We start from the raw sequence: 16,641 nt of genomic DNA on the forward strand, positions 1-16,641 counted from the left end.
CAAGTCGCCGCCGTGCTGGTCGACGCGCCCTGCCGCCTCTATGCCGAGGCCGGCGCGCAAACCCCGGCGCAGGGCGGCTGGCTGGTCGTCGCCGACATGCCGCCCGAGGCCGACGGCCGCCACGGCGAGCCCTTCGCGGGCGACGCGGCCGCCTGCTCGACAACATGCTGCGCGCCCTGAAGCTGCACGACGGCAAGACGCCCGTGCACCTCGTGCGCACCCACCGCGGCGTGGCCGCCGGCCAGCCCGGCAGCCCGCGCCCGATGCCCGAGCTTCGGCGAACACGCCGCCGCGCTGGCGCCGCGCGTGGTGCTGGCCATGGGCCCGCTGGCCGCGCAAAGCCTGATGCAGAGCGCCGATCCGCTGGGCAAGCTGCGCGGCCGCGCCGTGCCGCTGGGCACCGGCGACGCCCAGGTGGTGGCGACGTATCACCCGGCCTATCTGCTGCGCAATCCGGCCGACAAGGCCCGCGCCTGGGCCGACCTCTGCCTGGCCGCCGAGCAGCACACGCCTGCGTCCGGCTGAGGGTCGGAAGCGGCCGCCTAAAATCACGGCCCATGACTTTCCTCGACAAGCTGGCCGCCGCACAGCAAAAAACGGTTCCCTGCTTTGCGTCGGGCTCGATCCGGAGCCAGCCAAGTTCCCGGGCGCCTTCAAGGGCGACGCCGGCCGCATCTATGACTTCTGCGCGCGCATCGTCGACGCAACGGCCGACCTGGCCATCGCCTTCAAGCCGCAGATCGCCTATTTCGCGGCCCACCGCGCCGAAGCCCAGCTCGAACAGCTCATGGAACACATGCGCCGCAACGCGCCCGACGTGCCCGTGATCCTCGACGCCAAGCGCGGCGACATCGGCTCCACCGCCGAGCAGTACGCCCTGGAAGCCTTCGAGCGCTACGGCGCCGACGCCGTCACGCTGTCGCCCTTCATGGGCTTCGACTCGGTGGCGCCGTACCTCAAGCACGAGGGCAAGGGCGCCTTCCTGCTGTGCCGCACCAGCAACCCCGGCGGCTCCGACCTGCAAGGCCAGCGCCTGGCGGACGTCGACGGCCAGCCTTTCTTGTACGAGCACGTCGCCAGGCTGGCGCAGGGCCCGTGGAACCTCAACGGCCAGCTCGGGCTGGTGGTGGGCGCGACCTACCCGGCGGAAATCGAGCGCGTGCGCGAACTCGCGCCGACCGTGCCGCTGCTGATTCCGGGCGTCGGCGCCCAGGGCGGCGACGCCGTGGCCACGGTGCGCGCCGGCTGGCGCCCCGACGCGCCGATCATCGTGAACTCGTCGCGTGCCATCTGCTACGCCTCGTCGGGCGAAGATTTCGCCGAGGCGGCGCGCAATGCCGCCCGGGCGACCCGCGACGCGCTCGAAGCCGCCAAGCCCTGAGCGGCTTCAGTTCCGGCGCAGGCGGGTGAAGGCCTCGAACTCCCAGTTGCGCATGCCCAGCAGCAGCGTGTAGCCCTCGCGGTCCTTGGCCGACAGCTTCTGGTCGGTCTGGTGCTGCTGCGCAAAGTCTTGCGCCACGCGCTGCAGCCGCTCCAGGAAGGCCGGCGCCAGCGAGCGGCTGATCGAGCCGTGCACCAGCAGCAGCCCCTCGGCCGGGCCGTCGAAGCCGCCCCGGTAGTAGTCGAGCACCACGTTCTCGCGAAAGAACTCCATCACCGGGCCGTGCGGCCGCCAGCGGAAGGTCTTGGCCAGCTTCAGGCGATACCGGTTCAGCGGGCGCAACTCGATGATGCCGATGCGGTCCAGCTGCGCCAGGCAGCCGATGCACTCGGCCTCGCTGATACGGTAGGAGGCCACGATCTGCTCCAGCGTCCACTGGCTCAGCACGCTGATGGCCACCAGCAGCAGCTTCTTGTCCTTGACCACGGCCTTTTCCTGCTCGTGCGTCAGCTCCTTCAGCAGCGGCTGGGCGTCGGCCACGCGGCGGGCGAGTTCGGCGAAATCGATCTTCAGCGCACGGCAGATGGCGTCCACGCGCGACAGCGGCATGTCGCTCTTGGCCAGCATGCGCTTGACGCTGGATTCGGCCATGTCCAGCGACCGCGCCAGGTCGGCGTAGGTCATGCGGGCGCTTTTGAGTTCGTTCTTGAGGGCTTGGACGAGGTCGACGGTGGTGCTCATCGCTGAAGCGTACACGGGCGCCAGGAAGTATCGGGCGGAGATACCGTTGGGTGTGAATTAATACCTCGTATCGATTCTCGATGCCTGGCGGGCGGCGCGGCCCTAAATTCCGCCGCTCGTCACCCACCACCGAGGACCGCCCCATGCTTCTGCCCTCTCTCAGCCGCCGCGAACGCGGCCTGCTGTTCACCCTGTTCCTGCTCACGGCCATTGCCTTCTTCGGCCCGGCGTTGCCCGCCGCCGACGTGGCCATCGCCTCAGTGTTCGCCGACGACCGCGCCTGGCACGGCCTGCCGAACGCCATGGACGTGCTGAGCAACATCCCCTTCGTGGTGATCGGCGTCTGGGGCCTGTACCGGCTGAACCGCATCGACCGCTCGCACCAGCAGGCGCTGTCGGTCTTTCCGTTGACGCCGCCCGCCAGCGACCCGCCCGACAACACGCTCGACTGCGCCTGGCTGTTCTTCGCCGGCCTGATCGCCACCGCCGCCGGCTCGGCCTTCTACCACCTGCTGCCCGACGGCCCCCGCCTGGCGGCCGACCGCGCCGGCATGGCCGTGGCCTTTGCGGGCCTGATCGGCGTGGCGGTCTGCGAGCGGGTGAGCCAGCGCGCCGGCTGGCCCGCCGCGTGGTTCGTGCTGACGGCCGGCCTGCTCTCGGCCGAGGTGTTCCAGGAAACCGGCAACGTCCTGCCCTGGGCGCTGGTGCAGTTCGGCGGCATGGCGCTGGTGCTGACGCTGGCGCTGGCCACGCCGATGCGCAAATCGGTCGGCCTCAAGCTCGGCTGGGTGATCTTCTTCTACGTGCTGGCCAAGGGCTTCGAGCTGGCCGATCACCCGATCTACGAGTTCACGCAGCAGACCGTGTCGGGCCATACGCTCAAGCACCTGACGGCGTCGCTCGCGGGACTGCCGGTGGTGCTGGCGCTGCGCAAACTCGAGATGCGCTGGCAAGCCGCGCTGCGGCACAATCCGGGCGCAGCCGCCGTAGCGGCCTGAGGAAAGCCTTCGAATGACAACCCCCGCCGCTGCTGCAGCCCCCGCGACATCCGCGCCTCACGAGGCGAACGCGCACGCCAACCAGTTCGCGCTCCTCAAGCAGCGGCGCTTCGCGCCTTTCTTCTGGACCCAGTTCACAGGGGCCGCGAACGACAACCTGTTCAAGTTCGCCTTCACCGTGATGGTGACCTACCAGCTGCAGCTCAGCTGGATGCCGCCGGCCATGGCGGGCCTGGTGATCGGGGCGCTGTTCATCCTGCCGTTCCTGCTGTTCTCGGCCACTTCGGGCCAACTGACCGACAAGTTCGACAAGACGAAGATGATCCGCTTCGTCAAGAACCTGGAGATCGCGATCATGCTGCTCGCGGCCTGGGGCTTCGTGCGGGCCGACGCGGTGACGCTGCTGGCCTGCGTGTTCCTCATGGGGCTGCACTCCACGCTGTTCGGGCCGGTCAAGTTCGCCTACCTGCCGCAGGTGCTCGACGCGCGCGAGCTCACGGGCGGCAACGGCATGGTCGAGATGGGCACCTTCGTCGCCATCCTGCTGGGGCAGGTGGCGGGCGGGCTGCTGGTGGCGCTGCCGCAGATCGGCCACACGACGGTGGCGGTGGCCTGCGTGCTGCTCGCGCTGGTGGGGCGCGGCGTGGCACAGGCCATTCCGCCGGCGCCGGCCACCGACCCCGGGCTGGTCATCAACTGGAACCCGATCAGCGAGACCTGGCGCAACCTGAAGCTCGCGCGCGAGAACATCGTGGTGTTCCGCTCGCTGCTGGGCATTTCGTGGATGTGGTTCTTCGGCGCGGTGTTCCTGAGCCAGTTCCCCAGCTTCGCCAAGGAAGTGCTGCACGGCGACGAGCAGGTGGCCTCGCTGCTGCTGGTGGTGTTCTCGGTGGGCATCGGCGTCGGCTCGCTGCTGTGCGAGACGCTGGGCCGCCGGCAGGTCGAGATCGGGCTGGTGCCGCTGGGCGCCATCGGCATGAGCGTGTTCGCCATCGACCTGTACTTTGCCTCGCGCGGCCTGCCGCACGTGCCCGAGATGGGCATCGGCGCCTTCGTGCACCAGGGCGCCCACTGGCGCGTGATGGCCGACCTGGCGCTGCTGTCGATGTTCGCGGGCCTGTACAGCGTGCCGATGTACGCGCTGATCCAGCTGCGCAGCCAGCCCACGCACCGCGCGCGCATCATCGCGGCCAACAACATCCTCAATGCGCTGTTCATGATCGGCAGCTCGGTCATTGCCGGCGCGCTGCTGGGCGCGGGCTTCACCATTCCGCAGATCTTTTTGTTCACGGGCATCGCCAACGCGGTGGTGGCGTTCTACATCTTCATGCTGGTGCCCGAGTACATGCTGCGCTTCGTGGCCTGGGTGCTGTCGCGCTTCGTCTACCGCTTCGACATCAAGGGCGACGAGCACATTCCCACCGACGGCGCGGCCGTGCTGGTGTGCAACCACGTGAGCTTCATCGACGCGGTGTTGCTGATGGCGGCCAGCCCGCGGCCCATTCGCTTCATCATGGACCACCGCATCTTCAAGGTGCCGGTGCTGGGCTGGCTGTTCAAGCTGGCCAAGGCCATTCCGATCGCGCCGCAGAAGGAAGACCCCGCGGCCTACGAAGCGGCCTTTGCCAAGGCGCTGGACGTGCTGCGCGAGGGCGACCTGCTCGCCATCTTCCCCGAGGGCGCGATCACGCGCGACGGCACCTTGCAGCCCTTCAAGGGCGGCGTGATGAAGATCGTCGAAAGCGCGCGCGCGAAGGCCTCGAGCCGCCGGTGATCCCGATGGCGCTGACCAACCTCTGGGGCTCGTACTTCAGCCGCATCGAGCTGCGCGGCGGCGAGCGCGTGGCCATGGCCAAGCCCTTTCGCCGCGGCTTCTTCAGCCGCGTGGGCCTGAACGTCGGCGGTGCCGTGCCGCCGGCCGAGGTGCAGCCCGAGTCGCTGCGCCAGCGCGTGAGCGGCCTGCTCGGCGCGTAAAAGTAGCGCACTGAGATACCGGAGGCGCCGCAAACTGCCACCGGTGCAAGCATTCAAGCCTCGCGCAGCGGGGGCGAACGATCATCCGTTCACCTTCACTACGCCGCGAGGCACACATGCAACCCCTGATATCCACGACCGTTTCCATCCAGCGCGATTCGCGGGCCTGGCAGTTCCAGACCTGGGCCTCCTTCGCGATCGCCGTCTTCCTGTGCGCCACCGGCTTGAGCTGGCTGCCGGGGCAGGCGCTGGACCGGGCGTCATGGTGATGGGCTATGTGTTCTGCCTGAGCACCGCCTTCATGCTGGCCAAGTTCATCCGCGACGGCGAGCAGGCCGACGCGGGCCATAGCGCCGGCCGCGACGTGCCGATGTGGCGCCTGGTGGTCTGGGGCAGCTTCTTCACCGCCATGGGCCTCACGGGCTGGGGCCTCGTGCGCATGGAGATCAACGACGCCTACAAGGCCTTCCTGGGCGTGAGCTGGCTGTTCCTCATCAGTTCGGCCTTCACGCTGGCCAAGACCCTGCGCGACCGCCACGAGGCCGACATGGCCGAAGCCCGCCTGCAGGGCCGTCGCCTGGCCCGCGCCGAAGCCGCCGCGGTAGCAACCACCGCCGAATGACATCCCTTCGTACCAACGAACGAAAGCACACCATGAAGAACTCGATCGCCGCCGTCCTCGTCGCCGCATGCACCGCCTTCGCCGGCGTCGCGGCGCCCCTGCAAGCCCAGGCCCAGAGCGATGCCTCGATGGCCATCTCGCTGATGCCCGTCGCCTCCGTCCTCGTCACGGCCTCGGCCGTGGGCGCCTCGGCGGATTCGGTCGGTGCCTCGGTCGGCGCCGCCGTGGCGCTGCCCGTCGCGCTGTCGGTGGGCGGCTCGACGCTCACCGTGGTCGCGGTGCAGGCCTCGGCCGACGGCACGGTCTACGTGCTCGAGCGCGCCTCGGACGGCGCGCGCGCCAGCATCAAGGTCGCCGGGCGCGCCGCCAGCGGCGTGGCGAACGCGGTGGGCACCAGCGTCGTCGTCAGCGTGATCGGCTCGGGCGTGGTGCTGTCGGCCGCCGGCGAGGTGCTGGCTTTCGTGCCCAACGCCATCGGCCGCGCGCTGCTGCACAACGAGAGGTTGTCATGAAGCGCGGGCATCCGGCGATCGCGGCCGCTGCCGTCCTCGGGCTCGTGCTTGCGACGGCCCTGCCGATGCAGGCGCACGCCGGCCGCTCGTGCGAGCAGGCCAAGCCCACGCCCGCGGTGATCGTCAAGGGCATGGAGTTGGCCGAGCGCACCTCGCAGGCGCTCGATGCCAGCGGCGCGCGCGTCGTCATCCTCGCGCGCGCCGGGCAGGACCTGAGCAAGTACGGCCTGCGCTACTCGCACCTGGGCATCGCCTACAAGACCGACGCGGCCCGTGGCGCGTGGTGCACAAGCTCAACCAGTGCGGCACCGCCGTGGCCCAGGTGTACCGACAGGGGCTCGGCGAGTTCTTCCTCGACGACCTGTGGCGCTACGAGGCCGCGTGGGTCGTGCCCACGCCCGCCGTGCAGGCGCAGCTCGTGGCCGCGCTGAACGAGTCGCCCGCGCGCATCGTGCGGCTGCACACCGCGCCCTACAGCATCGTGAGCTACGCCTGGGGCCAGAAGTACCAGCAGTCGAACCAGTGGGCCGTTGAAACGCTGGCCGCCGCCATGGAGCCCGCCACCGTCGACAGCCGTGCGCAGGCGCAGGCCTGGATGCAGTTCAAGGGCTACGTGCCGACCACGCTGAAGCTGGGCCCGCTCACGCGGCTGGGCGGGCGCGTGGGCTCGGCCAACATTGCCTTCGACGACCACCCGAACGACAAGCGCTTCAGCGACCGCATCGAGACGGTGACCGTCGACTCGGTGTTCGCATGGCTGCCGCGCGCCGGGCTGAGTGCGGCGCCGGTGACGCTGAAACTTCAATAACAACAGCCGAGGAGCAAAGCCATGAGCAAATCCCTTCGCCTTTCCGAAAAATGGTTTCGCCGCGGCCTCTGGCTGGTGGCGCTGGTCTTCGCAGGCTTCCTGATCGGCCTGGGCAGCACGGTCGTGGGCGACCTGCCGCAGGTCGAGCGCGTGCGCGGCATCGACGACTTCATCGACAAGCGCGCGGCCGACCCGTTGCGCGCCACCATCCACGCCTCGGAGGCGGCCGAGCTGCAGGCCGCGCGCGACTTCGACCAGGTCCGGCTGCAGCTGCAGGCCGCGCAGCAGGCCAACGCCAATGCACGCGAGACCTTCGGCAACTGGCTCGCCACGCGCCGCGCCACCGCGCAGCCCGACCAGGACACCGAGCTCATCGCGCGCACCAGGGCGCTGGACGCCTTCAAGCAGAAGGAAGAAGCGGTGCAGCGCCAGGCCAACGCGCAGCAGCAGATCATGCTCGACGCGCGCCAGGCCGAGCAGCGCGCGCGCACGTCGCTGGCCGACCTGGAGCGCGACGCGCAGGTCAAGCTCGACGCCGAGTACCGCCGCATCGAGCTGCGCGTGTTTCTCTACCGGCTGGCGCTCACGCTGCCGCTCCTGGTGGTGGCCGGCTGGCTGTTCGCGAAGAAGCGCAAGAGCACGTACTGGCCCTTCGTGTGGGGCTTCATCTTTTTTGCGCTGTTCGCGTTCTTCGTCGAGCTGGTGCCCTACCTGCCGAGCTACGGCGGCTATGTGCGCTACGTGGTGGGCATCGTGCTCACGGTGCTGGTGGGGCGCTATGCCATCGTCGCGCTCAACAGCTACCTGGCGCGCCAGAAGCTCGCCGAGCAGCAGCCCGACCAGGTGCGGCGCGAGGAGCTCAGCTACGACACGGCGCTCGCGCGCCTGGGCAAGAGCGTGTGCCCCGGCTGCGAGCGGCCGATCGACCTGAAGAACGAGGCCATCGACTTCTGCCCGCACTGCGGCATCGGCCTGTTCGACCACTGCGGCCTGTGCGAGACGCGCAAGAGCGCGTTCTCCAAGTTCTGCCATGCGTGCGGCACACCGGCCCACGCGTCGGACACCGCGCCGCGCGAGCGGCCGGAGGCTGCCAATTTATTCACGCCGGGCCCGCCTGGACACGCGTTGTAGCCGGAGCGCCGCAAGGCCGTGCTACAACGGCGGATTCCCAACCCCAGACGGAGCTAAAGCATGAGCATTTTCGGCAGCATCCTTTCCAAGATCTTCCCGGGCGCCAAGGCCGCTGAGGCCCCCGCCGCCCCGGCGCCCACCGCCGCGGCTCCAGCCGATGCACCCGCGCCCGTCGTGGCCGCGCCCCCGCCCGCCATTGCGTTGGGCGACGTGGCCGCCGTGCTCGACGGCATGCCCGGTGCGAGCAACCTGAACTGGCGCACCTCCATCGTCGACCTGATGAAGCTGCTGGGCCTGGACAGCAGCCTGGACGCACGCAAGCAGCTGGCCGCCGAACTGAGCTACGGCGAAGACACCAGCGACAGCGCCAAGATGAACATCTGGCTGCACCGCCAGGTCATGACCAAGCTGGCCGCCAACGGCGGCACCGTGCCCGCCGAACTGCGCGACTGATTCTCCAGCGCCTGCCTCGGCAAGCATCACGAAGCCCGGTTCGCCGGGCTTTGTCGTTTCAGGTCCAGCCCGCGTCCACCACGTAGTCCTGCGCGGTGCACATGCGCGAGTCGTCGGCCGCCAAGAAGAGCGCCATCGCCGCGATGTCCCCGGCCATCACGCGGCCCGGCAGGCATTGGGCCGCGTCGATTTCGGCGCCCGATTCGGGCTTGACCCACAGCTTGATCTGCCGCTCGGTCATGACCCAGCCCGGCACGATCGTGTTGACGCGGATGTTCTGCTTGCCCAGGTCGCGCGCCAGCGAGCGCGTGAGGCCCTGTGCCGCCGCCTTGCAGGCCTGGTACACCGGGTAGCCCTTGCCCTTGATCATCCAGCTGATCGAGCCGAAGTTGATGATCGAGCCGCCGCCCAGCGCGCGCATGTCGTCGGCCACCGCCTGCGCGGCGAAGACTGGTGCTTGAAGTTGACGGCCACGAGGCGGTCGAAGTCGTCGCTGCTCACGTCGGCCATTTCGTGGCGGCGGTCGTTGGCGGCGTTGTTCAGCAGCGCGGCAATGGGCCCGAAGCGCTGTCGCACCGCGTCGATGGCGGCGGCCAGCGCGGCGGTGTCGGTCACGTCGCAGGCCACGAACAGCGCCGGGTGCTCGCCCTGCAGCTGCGTTGCCAGCGCATCGCCCGCGGCCTTGTCGAGGTCGCAGAAACCGACCTTCGCGCCCTGCGCGTGAAAGGCCCGCACCAGCGATTCGCCGATGCCGCTGGCACCGCCGGAAATGAACACGGTGCGCCCCGCCAGCGAGGGGTAGCGGGCGGTGTAGGGGGTGGATGCGTTGGTCATGGCGTGCGGCAACAGCAGTGGGAACAGGCGGCAAGCGTACCGGATGAACGCCTCCCCGGCGAACGCGGGGCGACCGGCCGGTGTATGGCTTCCGGCGAATGGTCGGCGCGCGGGCGCGTGGCTACGCTTGCGGGCATGACGAACACCTTTCCCCGCCGCGGCGTCTTCCTCGGGCTCATGCTGCTGCCGGCCGCGCTGGCGGTGCGCTCCGTGCGCGCGCAGGCGCCGGCGCCCGTGCAGCTCTTCAAGGTGGTGTCGCCGCGCGACGAGGTGATCGTCGGTGTCGACGCGGCCCAGCTCGGCGCGGGCACCGGCCCCGCCGTGGAGCGGCTGGCCGCGCAGCTCGCGGCCAAGGGCCAGCTCACGCTGTGGCAATACGCCTCGCACAAGGACGCCGGCGGCGCGCTGGTGCAGGCGCCGCTCAAGCAGATCGTCGTCTTCAGGAACGAGCTGCTGCGCATCGAGCCCTACGCCACGCCGCTGCCGATCCAGCCGATGAAGTAGCGCCCGCGGCCGGATCTGGTCAGACCCCGCGTGCGCGCTCGGCCTTGAAGCGGGCGCGGAACTCGGTGAACGTGCCCGCGTCCAGCGCCGCGCGGATCTCCGTCATCAGGTTCAGGTAGTAGTGCAGGTTGTGGATGGTCGTGAGCATCGGCCCGAGCATTTCGCCGCAGCGGTCCAGGTGGTGCAGGTAGGCGCGGCTGAAGCCCTCGCGCCCGCCGTCGTTCCAGCTTACGCCCGAGGTGCCCGCGCAGGCGTGGCAGGTGCAGCTCGGGTCGATGGGTTGCGGGTCGCTCTTGTGGCGCGCGTTGCGCATCTTCAGGTCGCCGAAGCGCGTGAAAAGCGTGCCGTTGCGCGCATTGCGCGTGGGCATCACGCAGTCGAACATGTCCACGCCGTCGGCCACGCCCTGCACCAGGTCCTCGGGCGTGCCCACGCCCATCAGGTAGCGCGGCTTGTTCGCGGGCAGCCGGTGCGGCGTGTGGCCCATGATGTGCAGCATCTCTTCCTTGGGCTCGCCCACGCTCACGCCGCCGATGGCGTAGCCCGGAAAGTCCATGTCCACCAGCGCCGCGAGCGACTCCTCGCGCAGGTTCTCGAACATGCCGCCCTGCACGATGCCGAACAGCGCGTTCGGGTTCTCCAGCCGCGCGAACTCGGCCTGGCAGCGCCTGGCCCAGCGCAGGCTCAGTTCCATCGAGATGCGCGCTTCGGCCTCGGTCGTGATGTGGCCCTTGGTGTCGTAGGGCGTGCACTCGTCGAACTGCATCACGATGTCGCTGTTGAGCACGGTCTGGATCTGCATCGAGACCTCGGGCGTGAGGAACAGCTTGTCGCCGTTGACGGGCGACGCGAACTTCACGCCCTCTTCGCTGATCTTGCGCATCGCGCCCAGCGACCACACCTGGAAGCCGCCCGAGTCGGTGAGGATGGGCTTGTCCCACTTCTCGAACTGGTGCAGCCCGCCGAAGCTTTCCATCACGTCCAGGCCGGGGCGCATCCACAGGTGGAAGGTGTTGCCCAGGATGATCTGCGCGCCCATCTCTTCGAGGCTGCGCGGCATCACGCCCTTGACCGTGCCGTAGGTGCCCACGGGCATGAAGATCGGCGTCTGCACCTTGCCGTGGTTGAGCGTGAGCGTGGCGCGGCGCGCGTGGCTGTCGGGGTCGGTCTTGAGGAGTTCGAAGTTCAGCATGGTGGTCGTCGCCTTCAATCTTGTTGTCGTGCCAGCAGCATGGCATCGCCATAGCTGAAGAAGCGGTAGCCCTGCGCAATGGCATGCGCATACAGCCCCATCACGCGCTCGTAGCCCGCGAAGGCCGACACCAGCATCATCAGCGTGCTCTTGGGCAGGTGGAAGTTCGTCACCAGCAGGTCGACGTGTTCGAACACGAAGCCCGGCGTGATGAAGATGCGCGTGTCGCCCGAGGCCTCGCCGCTCTTGGCCCACGACTCCAGCGTGCGCACGGTGGTCGTGCCCACGGCCACCACGCGGCCGCCGCGCGCCTTGCATTCGGCAATGGCGCGCTGCGTGGCCTCGGGCACTTCATAACGCTCGGCGTGCATCGTGTGCTCGGCGATGTTCTCGGTCTTCACCGGCTGGAAGGTGCCCGCGCCCACGTGCAGCGTGACGCTGGCGCGCTGCACGCCGCGCGCTTCGAGTTCGGCCAGCAGGCCTTCGTCGAAGTGCAGCGCGGCGGTGGGCGCGGCCACGGCGCCGGGCACGCGCGCGAACACGGTCTGGTAGCGGCTTTCGTCGTCGGCCGAATCGGTGTGCGTGATGTAGGGCGGCAGCGGCACGTGGCCGCAGCGCTGCATCAGCGCATACGGGTCTTCGCCCGCGTCGCTCTCGAAGCCGAAGCGGAACAGCGCCCCGTCTTCCTCGGGCCAGCGGCCGAGCAGCGTGGCGCGAAAGCCGCCCACCATCTCGAGCGTGGTGCCCACGGGCGGCTTCTTGCTGACCTTCATGTGCGCGACCACCTCGTGGCCCTGCAGCACGCGCTCGACCAGCAGTTCGAGCTTGCCGCCGGTCGGCTTCTCGCCGAACAGGCGCGCCTTGACCACGCGCGTGTCGTTGAAGACCAGCAGGTCGCCCGCGCGCAGCAGCGAGGGCAGGTTCTTGAAGATGCGGTCGACCGGGGCGGGCCCTGTGCCGTCGAGCAGACGGGAGGCGGTGCGTTCGGAGGCCGGGTGTTGCGCCACCAGATCGGGTGGCAGGAGAAAATCGAAATCGGAGAGCGTGAAGGCGCGCATGGTGCTTGAGGGCCGGACGGGCCCGTTCCAAGGAAGACGGCCGGGATTGTCCCATGCCGCGAAAGCCGCCTGGTTTCGCGGGGTTGCCAAGCAGAATCGGCGCATGGTCGATTCACAAGCAGCACGCGTTTCATCGGGGCCCGAAGCCGGCGTCAAGCCCGGTCCCTCCGAAGGCGAGCTCTTCAAGAAGATCCTCGGCAGCGCCTGGCAAGGCCTGCACCCCGACATCCGCCGCCGCTTCGACAAGAACCCCTCGCCGGGCAAGGCGCTGCACTACCTGGGCGCGCTCAGCGAACTGCGCTGCTCGCGCTTCGGCAAGCTGCTGGGCCACCTCACGCAGCCGATGATCCAGGGCGCGCTGATTCCCTACAGCGACGCCGACTTCCCGGTCGAGATCCAGGTCTACGCCAAGCCGCGGGACCCGGCCATCTACAAGCAGCGCATCTACCGCCTGCATGGCCGCAAGCCGATCCAGTTCACCAGTTTCATGCGCGAGAGCGAGCGCGGCGAGGTGCTGGAGTACGTGGGCATGGGCCTGGGCATGAAGCTGGTGCTGAGCGTGGAAAACGGCAGCCTGCATTTCCAGAGCGACGGCTACTTCTGGGACGTGTTCGGCTGGCGCATTCCACTGCCGGGCGTGCTCACGCCGGGCAAGACTTTTCTCTGGCACCACAACGAGACGCCCGAGCGCTTCAACATCCGCATCGAGATCCGCCATTGCCTGATGGGCACCACCTTCACGCAGGTCGGCGTGTTCGAGGAGATCGCGGAGCCGGGCAAGAAGGCGGTGTCCGCATGATCGACACGCACCTGCTCGCGCTGCAACTCATGGCGGCGCAAGGCGCGCTGGGCGCGTTCGACACGCTCTATCACCACGAGGGCACCGAGGCGCTGCCGCGGCGCGGCACGGCGGGCCGCGAGCTCGCGATCCACGCCACGCGCTCGTCGATCTACTGCGCGCTGTTCATCGGGCTGTCGTCGTGGGCCTGGCATGGCGCGTGGGCCTGGGTGCTGCTCGCGGTGTTCAGCGTCGAGATCGTGCTCACGCTGTGGGACTTCGTGGTCGAGGACGGGAGTCGCCTGCTGCCGCCGACCGAGCGTGTCACGCACACGGTGCTGGCCATCAACGCGGGCGCGTTCATCGCGTTGCTGGCGATGAGCGCGGCCGGCTGGGCCGCGCAGCCGACCGCGATGGTGTGGCAGCCGCAGGGCTGGCTCGGCGCGTTCCTTGCGCTGTGCGGCGTGGGCGTGGGCCTCTCGGGGCTGCGCGACGGCTTCGCGGCGCGCGCGCTCTTCAAGCGCGCATCGCAGGCGCAGACGCGCGCGGTCGAGGCGCCCGTGCGTTTCGGCGCGACGCCGCGGCGCGTGCTGGTCACGGGCGGCACCGGCTTCATCGGGCAGCTCCTCGTGCGCCACCTGGTGGCCGACGGGCATGCGGTGACGGTCTGGACGCGCGACGCGCGCGGCGCCGCATGGGGCTTCGGCGGCGCGGTGCGCTGCGTGCAATCGCTGGGCGAAGTTCCGGCGGCCGACGACATCGACGTGGTCATCAACCTCGCGGGCGCGCGCATCCTCGGCCAGCGCTGGAGCGAGCGGCGGCAGAAGCAGTTGCTGCAAAGCCGCGAAGGCCTGACGCAGCAGCTGGTCGCGTGGATCGCGACGCGCCCGCGCAAGCCGTGGCTGCTGCTCTCGGGCTCCGCCATCGGCTACTACGGCGTGCAGCCGCAGGGCGACGCCACGGCGCTCGCCGAAGACGCACCGCCGCAGGACATCTTCATGTCGCGGCTGTGCCAGCGCTGGGAGCAGGCCGCGCGGTCGGCCGTGGCGCATGGCGTGCACGTGGCCTGCATGCGCTTCGGCTTCGTGCTGGGCCACCAGGGCTCGCTGCCGCAACTGCTGATGCCGATCCAGCTCGGCATGGGCGGGCGGCTCGGCAGCGGGCGGCAGTGGCTGTCGTGGGTGCATGTGCACGACCTGATCCGTGCGATGGCGCATGTGTGGAGCGTGGCTGAAAAGGCCGAAGCCCCGGCGTCCGCGCAGGCATGGAACTTCACCGCGCCCGGCGCGCTGAGCCAGGAAGAATTCACCCGCGTCGCGGCTGGCGTGCTGCACCGCCCCTGCTGGATGCCCACACCCGCCGCGCCCGTCAAGCTGCTGCTCGGCGAGCAGGCCGACCTGCTGCTCGAAGGCCAGCGCGTCGTGCCCGCGCGGCTGCTGCACGGCGGCTTCCGGTTCATGTTCCCCGATGCCCGCAGCGCCTTGACGGACCTTTGCCGTCCGCGCTAGAAGTCTTGCCCGTGCCCGCCAAGAAAGCCCCGTCCCCCACCACCGACGCGAACGCCGCCGCACCGGCATCCGCGCCCGCGGGCCCGCCCGGCACCGGCCTGAGCCTCGTGCAGCGCGCGTTGCGCAAGCTCGGCCTCGTGCGCGACATCGACTTCGCGCTCTACCTGCCGATGCGCTACGAGGACGAGACGCGCATCGTGCGCTTGGCCGACACGCGCGACGGCGACATGGCGCAGGTCGAGGGCGTGGTCACCGAATGCGAGGTGGTGTACCGCCCGCGCCGCCAGCTGATCGCCACCATCGACGACGGCAGCGACACCTGCCAGTTGCGCTTCTTCAATTTCTATCCGTCGCAGCAGAAGCAGCTGGCGGTCGGCGCGCGGGTGCGCGTGCGCGGCGAGATGCGCGGCGGCTTCGTGGGCCGGCAGATCATGCATCCCACGGTGAAGGCGGCCGGCACCGCGCTGCCCAACGCGCTCACGCCCGTCTACTCGACCGTGGCCGGGCTCGCGCAGCCGGTGCTGCGGCGCGAGGTGCGCTCGGGCCTGGCGCGCGCCGTGCTCGACGAGACCATTCCGGTGCAGATCGGCCTGCGCGGCGCGTGGGACCTGCGCGCTTCGCTGAGCTTCCTGCACTACCCCACGCCCGACGTTTCCATTGCCGCGCTCGAAGACCACAGCCACCCGGCGTGGCAGCGCATCAAGGCCGAGGAACTGCTGGCGCAGCAGCTGTCGCAACTGCAGGCGCGGATGGAGCGCGCGGCGCAACGCGCGCCGGTGCTGCCTTCGACCCCCGAGCCTGTCGAGACTTCTCTGCATGCGCAACTGCTCGCGGTGCTGCCCTTCGGCCTGACCGGCGCGCAGCAGCGCGTGGGCGAAGAGATCACCGCCGACCTGCACCGCACGATCCCGATGCACCGCCTGCTGCAGGGCGATGTGGGCTCGGGCAAGACCGTGGTGGCCGCGCTCGCGGCGGCGCGCTGCATCGACGCGGGTTTTCAGTGCGCGCTGATGGCGCCCACCGAAATCCTCGCGGCGCAGCACTTCGGCAAGCTCGTCGGCTGGCTCGACCCGCTGCTGGCCGCGCGCGGCCTGCGCGTGGCGTGGCTCACGGGCAGCCAGAAGAAGAAGGAGCGCGACGAGATGTCGGCGGCCGTGGAAAGCGGGCAGGCCGCGCTGGTCATCGGCACGCACGCCGTCATTTCGGAGAAGGTGCGCTTCAAGAACCTCGCGCTGGCCATCATCGACGAGCAGCATCGCTTCGGCGTGGCGCAGCGCCTGGCCCTGCGCGGAAAAGCGGGCGGCGAGCTGGAACCGCACCTGCTGATGATGAGCGCCACCCCCATCCCGCGCACGCTGGCCATGAGCTACTACGCCGACCTGGACGTGTCCACGCTCGACGAGCTGCCGCCGGGCCGCACGCCCATCGTCACCAAGCTGGTGGCCGACCACCGGCGCGACGAGGTCATCGACCGCATCCACGCGCAGATCGCGCAGGGGCGGCAGGTGTACTGGGTGTGCCCGCTGATCGAGGAGAGCGAAGCGGTCGACCTGCGCAACGCCACCGAAACGCGCGACGAGCTGGCCGGCACGCTGGGCGAGCCCATTCAGGTCGGCCTGCTGCATTCGCGCATGCCCACGTCCGAGAAGCAGGCGGTGATGGCCGCGTTCACCGCCAACGAGATCCAGGTGCTGGTGAGCACGACCGTGATCGAGGTGGGCGTCGATGTGCCCAACGCCTCGCTGATGGTGATCGAGCATGCCGAGCGCTTCGGCCTCTCGCAGCTGCACCAGCTGCGCGGCCGCGTGGGGCGCGGCGCGGCGGCTTCGGCCTGCGTGCTGCTCTACGCGCCGGGCGACAGCGGGCGCGTGGGCGAGGCGGCGCGCGCGCGGCTCAAGGCCATGGCCGAGACGGGCGACGGCTTCGAGATCGCGCGGCGCGACCTCGAGATTCGCGGGCCCGGCGAGTTTCTGGGCGCGCGCCAGTCGGGCGCGCCGTTGCTGCGCTTTGCCGACCTGGCGACCGACACGCTGCTGCTCGACTGGGCGCGCGAGCTGGCGCCCGTGATGCTGCACAAGCACCCCGACCTCGCGCAGCGGCACATCGACCGCTGGCTGGGCACGAAGGCCGAATACCTGAAAGCCTGA

11 protein-coding genes and 7 pseudogenes are annotated in these 16,641 nt (G+C 69.7%); 14 read left to right on the plus strand and 4 right to left on the minus strand.

Features of this window, described 5'->3' with window-relative positions; translation table 11 throughout:
- From BMG07_RS42300 to pyrF, 3 pseudogenes are all read left to right on the plus strand, one after another.
- A pseudogene (locus tag BMG07_RS42300) lies at positions 1 to 180 on the plus strand (hypothetical protein); the annotation flags it as partial.
- Positions 181 to 228: 48 nt separating this feature from the next.
- Positions 229 to 525: pseudogene (locus BMG07_RS42305) on the plus strand (uracil-DNA glycosylase family protein); the annotation flags it as partial.
- Positions 526 to 557: 32 nt separating this feature from the next.
- Positions 558 to 1,381 (plus strand): annotated as a pseudogene (gene pyrF, locus BMG07_RS17330) (orotidine-5'-phosphate decarboxylase).
- Between the two features lie 6 nt (positions 1,382 to 1,387).
- Here the strand turns inward: pyrF and BMG07_RS17335 are convergent.
- On the minus strand, positions 1,388 to 2,122 hold the full coding sequence (locus BMG07_RS17335; RefSeq protein ID WP_198085615.1) for a helix-turn-helix transcriptional regulator: 735 nt from the start codon (positions 2,120 to 2,122) through the stop codon (positions 1,388 to 1,390).
- Between the two features lie 143 nt (positions 2,123 to 2,265).
- Between BMG07_RS17335 and BMG07_RS17340 the strand changes: the two genes are divergently transcribed.
- The 7 genes and pseudogenes from BMG07_RS17340 to BMG07_RS17370 all read left to right on the plus strand — a co-directional run bounded on the left by BMG07_RS17340 (position 2,266) and on the right by BMG07_RS17370 (position 8,620).
- Positions 2,266 to 3,120 (plus strand): hypothetical protein, encoded by an 855-nt coding sequence (locus BMG07_RS17340; RefSeq protein WP_198085616.1) that lies wholly within the window; start codon positions 2,266 to 2,268, stop codon positions 3,118 to 3,120.
- 13 nt (positions 3,121 to 3,133) lie between these two features.
- Positions 3,134 to 5,094: pseudogene (locus tag BMG07_RS17345) on the plus strand (MFS transporter).
- A gap of 116 nt (positions 5,095 to 5,210) precedes the next feature.
- Positions 5,211 to 5,716: pseudogene (locus BMG07_RS17350) on the plus strand (YiaA/YiaB family inner membrane protein).
- Between the two features lie 32 nt (positions 5,717 to 5,748).
- Entirely contained in the window at positions 5,749 to 6,228 is a 480-nt protein-coding gene (locus BMG07_RS17355) for a hypothetical protein (protein WP_198085617.1), read from the plus strand.
- Between the two features lie 65 nt (positions 6,229 to 6,293).
- Positions 6,294 to 7,036: pseudogene (locus BMG07_RS17360) on the plus strand (DUF2145 domain-containing protein).
- Positions 7,037 to 7,057: 21 nt separating this feature from the next.
- Entirely contained in the window at positions 7,058 to 8,167 is a 1,110-nt protein-coding gene (locus BMG07_RS17365; protein ID WP_269759096.1) for a serine endopeptidase, read from the plus strand.
- Between the two features lie 60 nt (positions 8,168 to 8,227).
- Complete coding sequence (locus BMG07_RS17370; protein ID WP_198085618.1) at positions 8,228 to 8,620, plus strand: DUF3597 domain-containing protein; 393 nt, start codon at positions 8,228 to 8,230, stop codon at positions 8,618 to 8,620.
- A 58-nt stretch (positions 8,621 to 8,678) separates the two neighbouring features.
- Here the strand turns inward: BMG07_RS17370 and BMG07_RS17375 are convergent.
- Positions 8,679 to 9,454: pseudogene (locus BMG07_RS17375) on the minus strand (SDR family NAD(P)-dependent oxidoreductase).
- A 135-nt stretch (positions 9,455 to 9,589) separates the two neighbouring features.
- Between BMG07_RS17375 and BMG07_RS17380 the strand changes: the two are divergent.
- Entirely contained in the window at positions 9,590 to 9,958 is a 369-nt protein-coding gene (locus BMG07_RS17380) for a hypothetical protein (RefSeq protein WP_269759097.1), read from the plus strand.
- Positions 9,959 to 9,977: 19 nt separating this feature from the next.
- Here the strand turns inward: BMG07_RS17380 and tgt are convergent, their stop codons facing one another.
- Both tgt and queA read right to left on the minus strand, forming a co-directional pair.
- Positions 9,978 to 11,150, minus strand: coding sequence for a tRNA guanosine(34) transglycosylase Tgt (gene tgt / locus BMG07_RS17385; protein ID WP_198085619.1), 1,173 nt, complete (start codon positions 11,148 to 11,150; stop codon positions 9,978 to 9,980).
- 14 nt (positions 11,151 to 11,164) lie between these two features.
- Positions 11,165 to 12,208, minus strand: a complete 1,044-nt coding sequence (gene queA, locus BMG07_RS17390; protein WP_198085620.1) for a tRNA preQ1(34) S-adenosylmethionine ribosyltransferase-isomerase QueA — start codon at positions 12,206 to 12,208, stop codon at positions 11,165 to 11,167.
- Between the two features lie 103 nt (positions 12,209 to 12,311).
- Here queA and BMG07_RS17395 point away from each other — a divergent pair, with 103 nt between their 5' ends.
- Genes BMG07_RS17395 through recG form a run of 3 tightly spaced genes read left to right on the plus strand, consistent with a single transcriptional unit; the run spans position 12,312 to position 16,641 of the window.
- Positions 12,312 to 13,007: a DUF4166 domain-containing protein gene (locus tag BMG07_RS17395; RefSeq protein WP_198085621.1), complete on the plus strand. Its 696-nt coding sequence runs from the start codon at positions 12,312 to 12,314 to the stop codon at positions 13,005 to 13,007.
- Positions 13,004 to 14,494, plus strand: coding sequence for a TIGR01777 family oxidoreductase (locus tag BMG07_RS17400; RefSeq protein ID WP_198085622.1), 1,491 nt, complete (start codon positions 13,004 to 13,006; stop codon positions 14,492 to 14,494). Before BMG07_RS17395 ends, BMG07_RS17400 begins: the two co-directional genes overlap by 4 nt.
- Positions 14,495 to 14,505: 11 nt before the next feature.
- Positions 14,506 to 16,641, plus strand: a complete 2,136-nt coding sequence (gene recG, locus BMG07_RS17405) for an ATP-dependent DNA helicase RecG (RefSeq protein ID WP_198085623.1) — start codon at positions 14,506 to 14,508, stop codon at positions 16,639 to 16,641.

Origin of the sequence: Variovorax sp. E3 (assembly GCF_016082275.1) — a bacterium.
Taxonomy (GTDB): Bacteria; Pseudomonadota; Gammaproteobacteria; order Burkholderiales; family Burkholderiaceae_C; genus Variovorax.

Excerpts from the sequence above, each read along its gene's own strand:
- BMG07_RS17335 (WP_198085615.1), bottom strand. The coding sequence starts at position 2,122 with ATGAGCACCACCGTCGACCTCGTCCAAGCCCTCAAGAACGAACTCAAA.
- BMG07_RS17340 (WP_198085616.1), top strand. The coding sequence starts at position 2,266 with ATGCTTCTGCCCTCTCTCAGCCGCCGCGAACGCGGCCTGCTGTTCACC.
- BMG07_RS17355 (WP_198085617.1), top strand. The coding sequence starts at position 5,749 with ATGAAGAACTCGATCGCCGCCGTCCTCGTCGCCGCATGCACCGCCTTC.
- BMG07_RS17365 (WP_269759096.1), top strand. The coding sequence starts at position 7,058 with ATGAGCAAATCCCTTCGCCTTTCCGAAAAATGGTTTCGCCGCGGCCTC.
- BMG07_RS17370 (WP_198085618.1), top strand. The coding sequence starts at position 8,228 with ATGAGCATTTTCGGCAGCATCCTTTCCAAGATCTTCCCGGGCGCCAAG.
- BMG07_RS17380 (WP_269759097.1), top strand. The coding sequence starts at position 9,590 with ATGACGAACACCTTTCCCCGCCGCGGCGTCTTCCTCGGGCTCATGCTG.
- tgt (WP_198085619.1), bottom strand. The coding sequence starts at position 11,150 with ATGCTGAACTTCGAACTCCTCAAGACCGACCCCGACAGCCACGCGCGC.
- queA (WP_198085620.1), bottom strand. The coding sequence starts at position 12,208 with ATGCGCGCCTTCACGCTCTCCGATTTCGATTTTCTCCTGCCACCCGAT.
- BMG07_RS17395 (WP_198085621.1), top strand. The coding sequence starts at position 12,312 with ATGGTCGATTCACAAGCAGCACGCGTTTCATCGGGGCCCGAAGCCGGC.
- BMG07_RS17400 (WP_198085622.1), top strand. The coding sequence starts at position 13,004 with ATGATCGACACGCACCTGCTCGCGCTGCAACTCATGGCGGCGCAAGGC.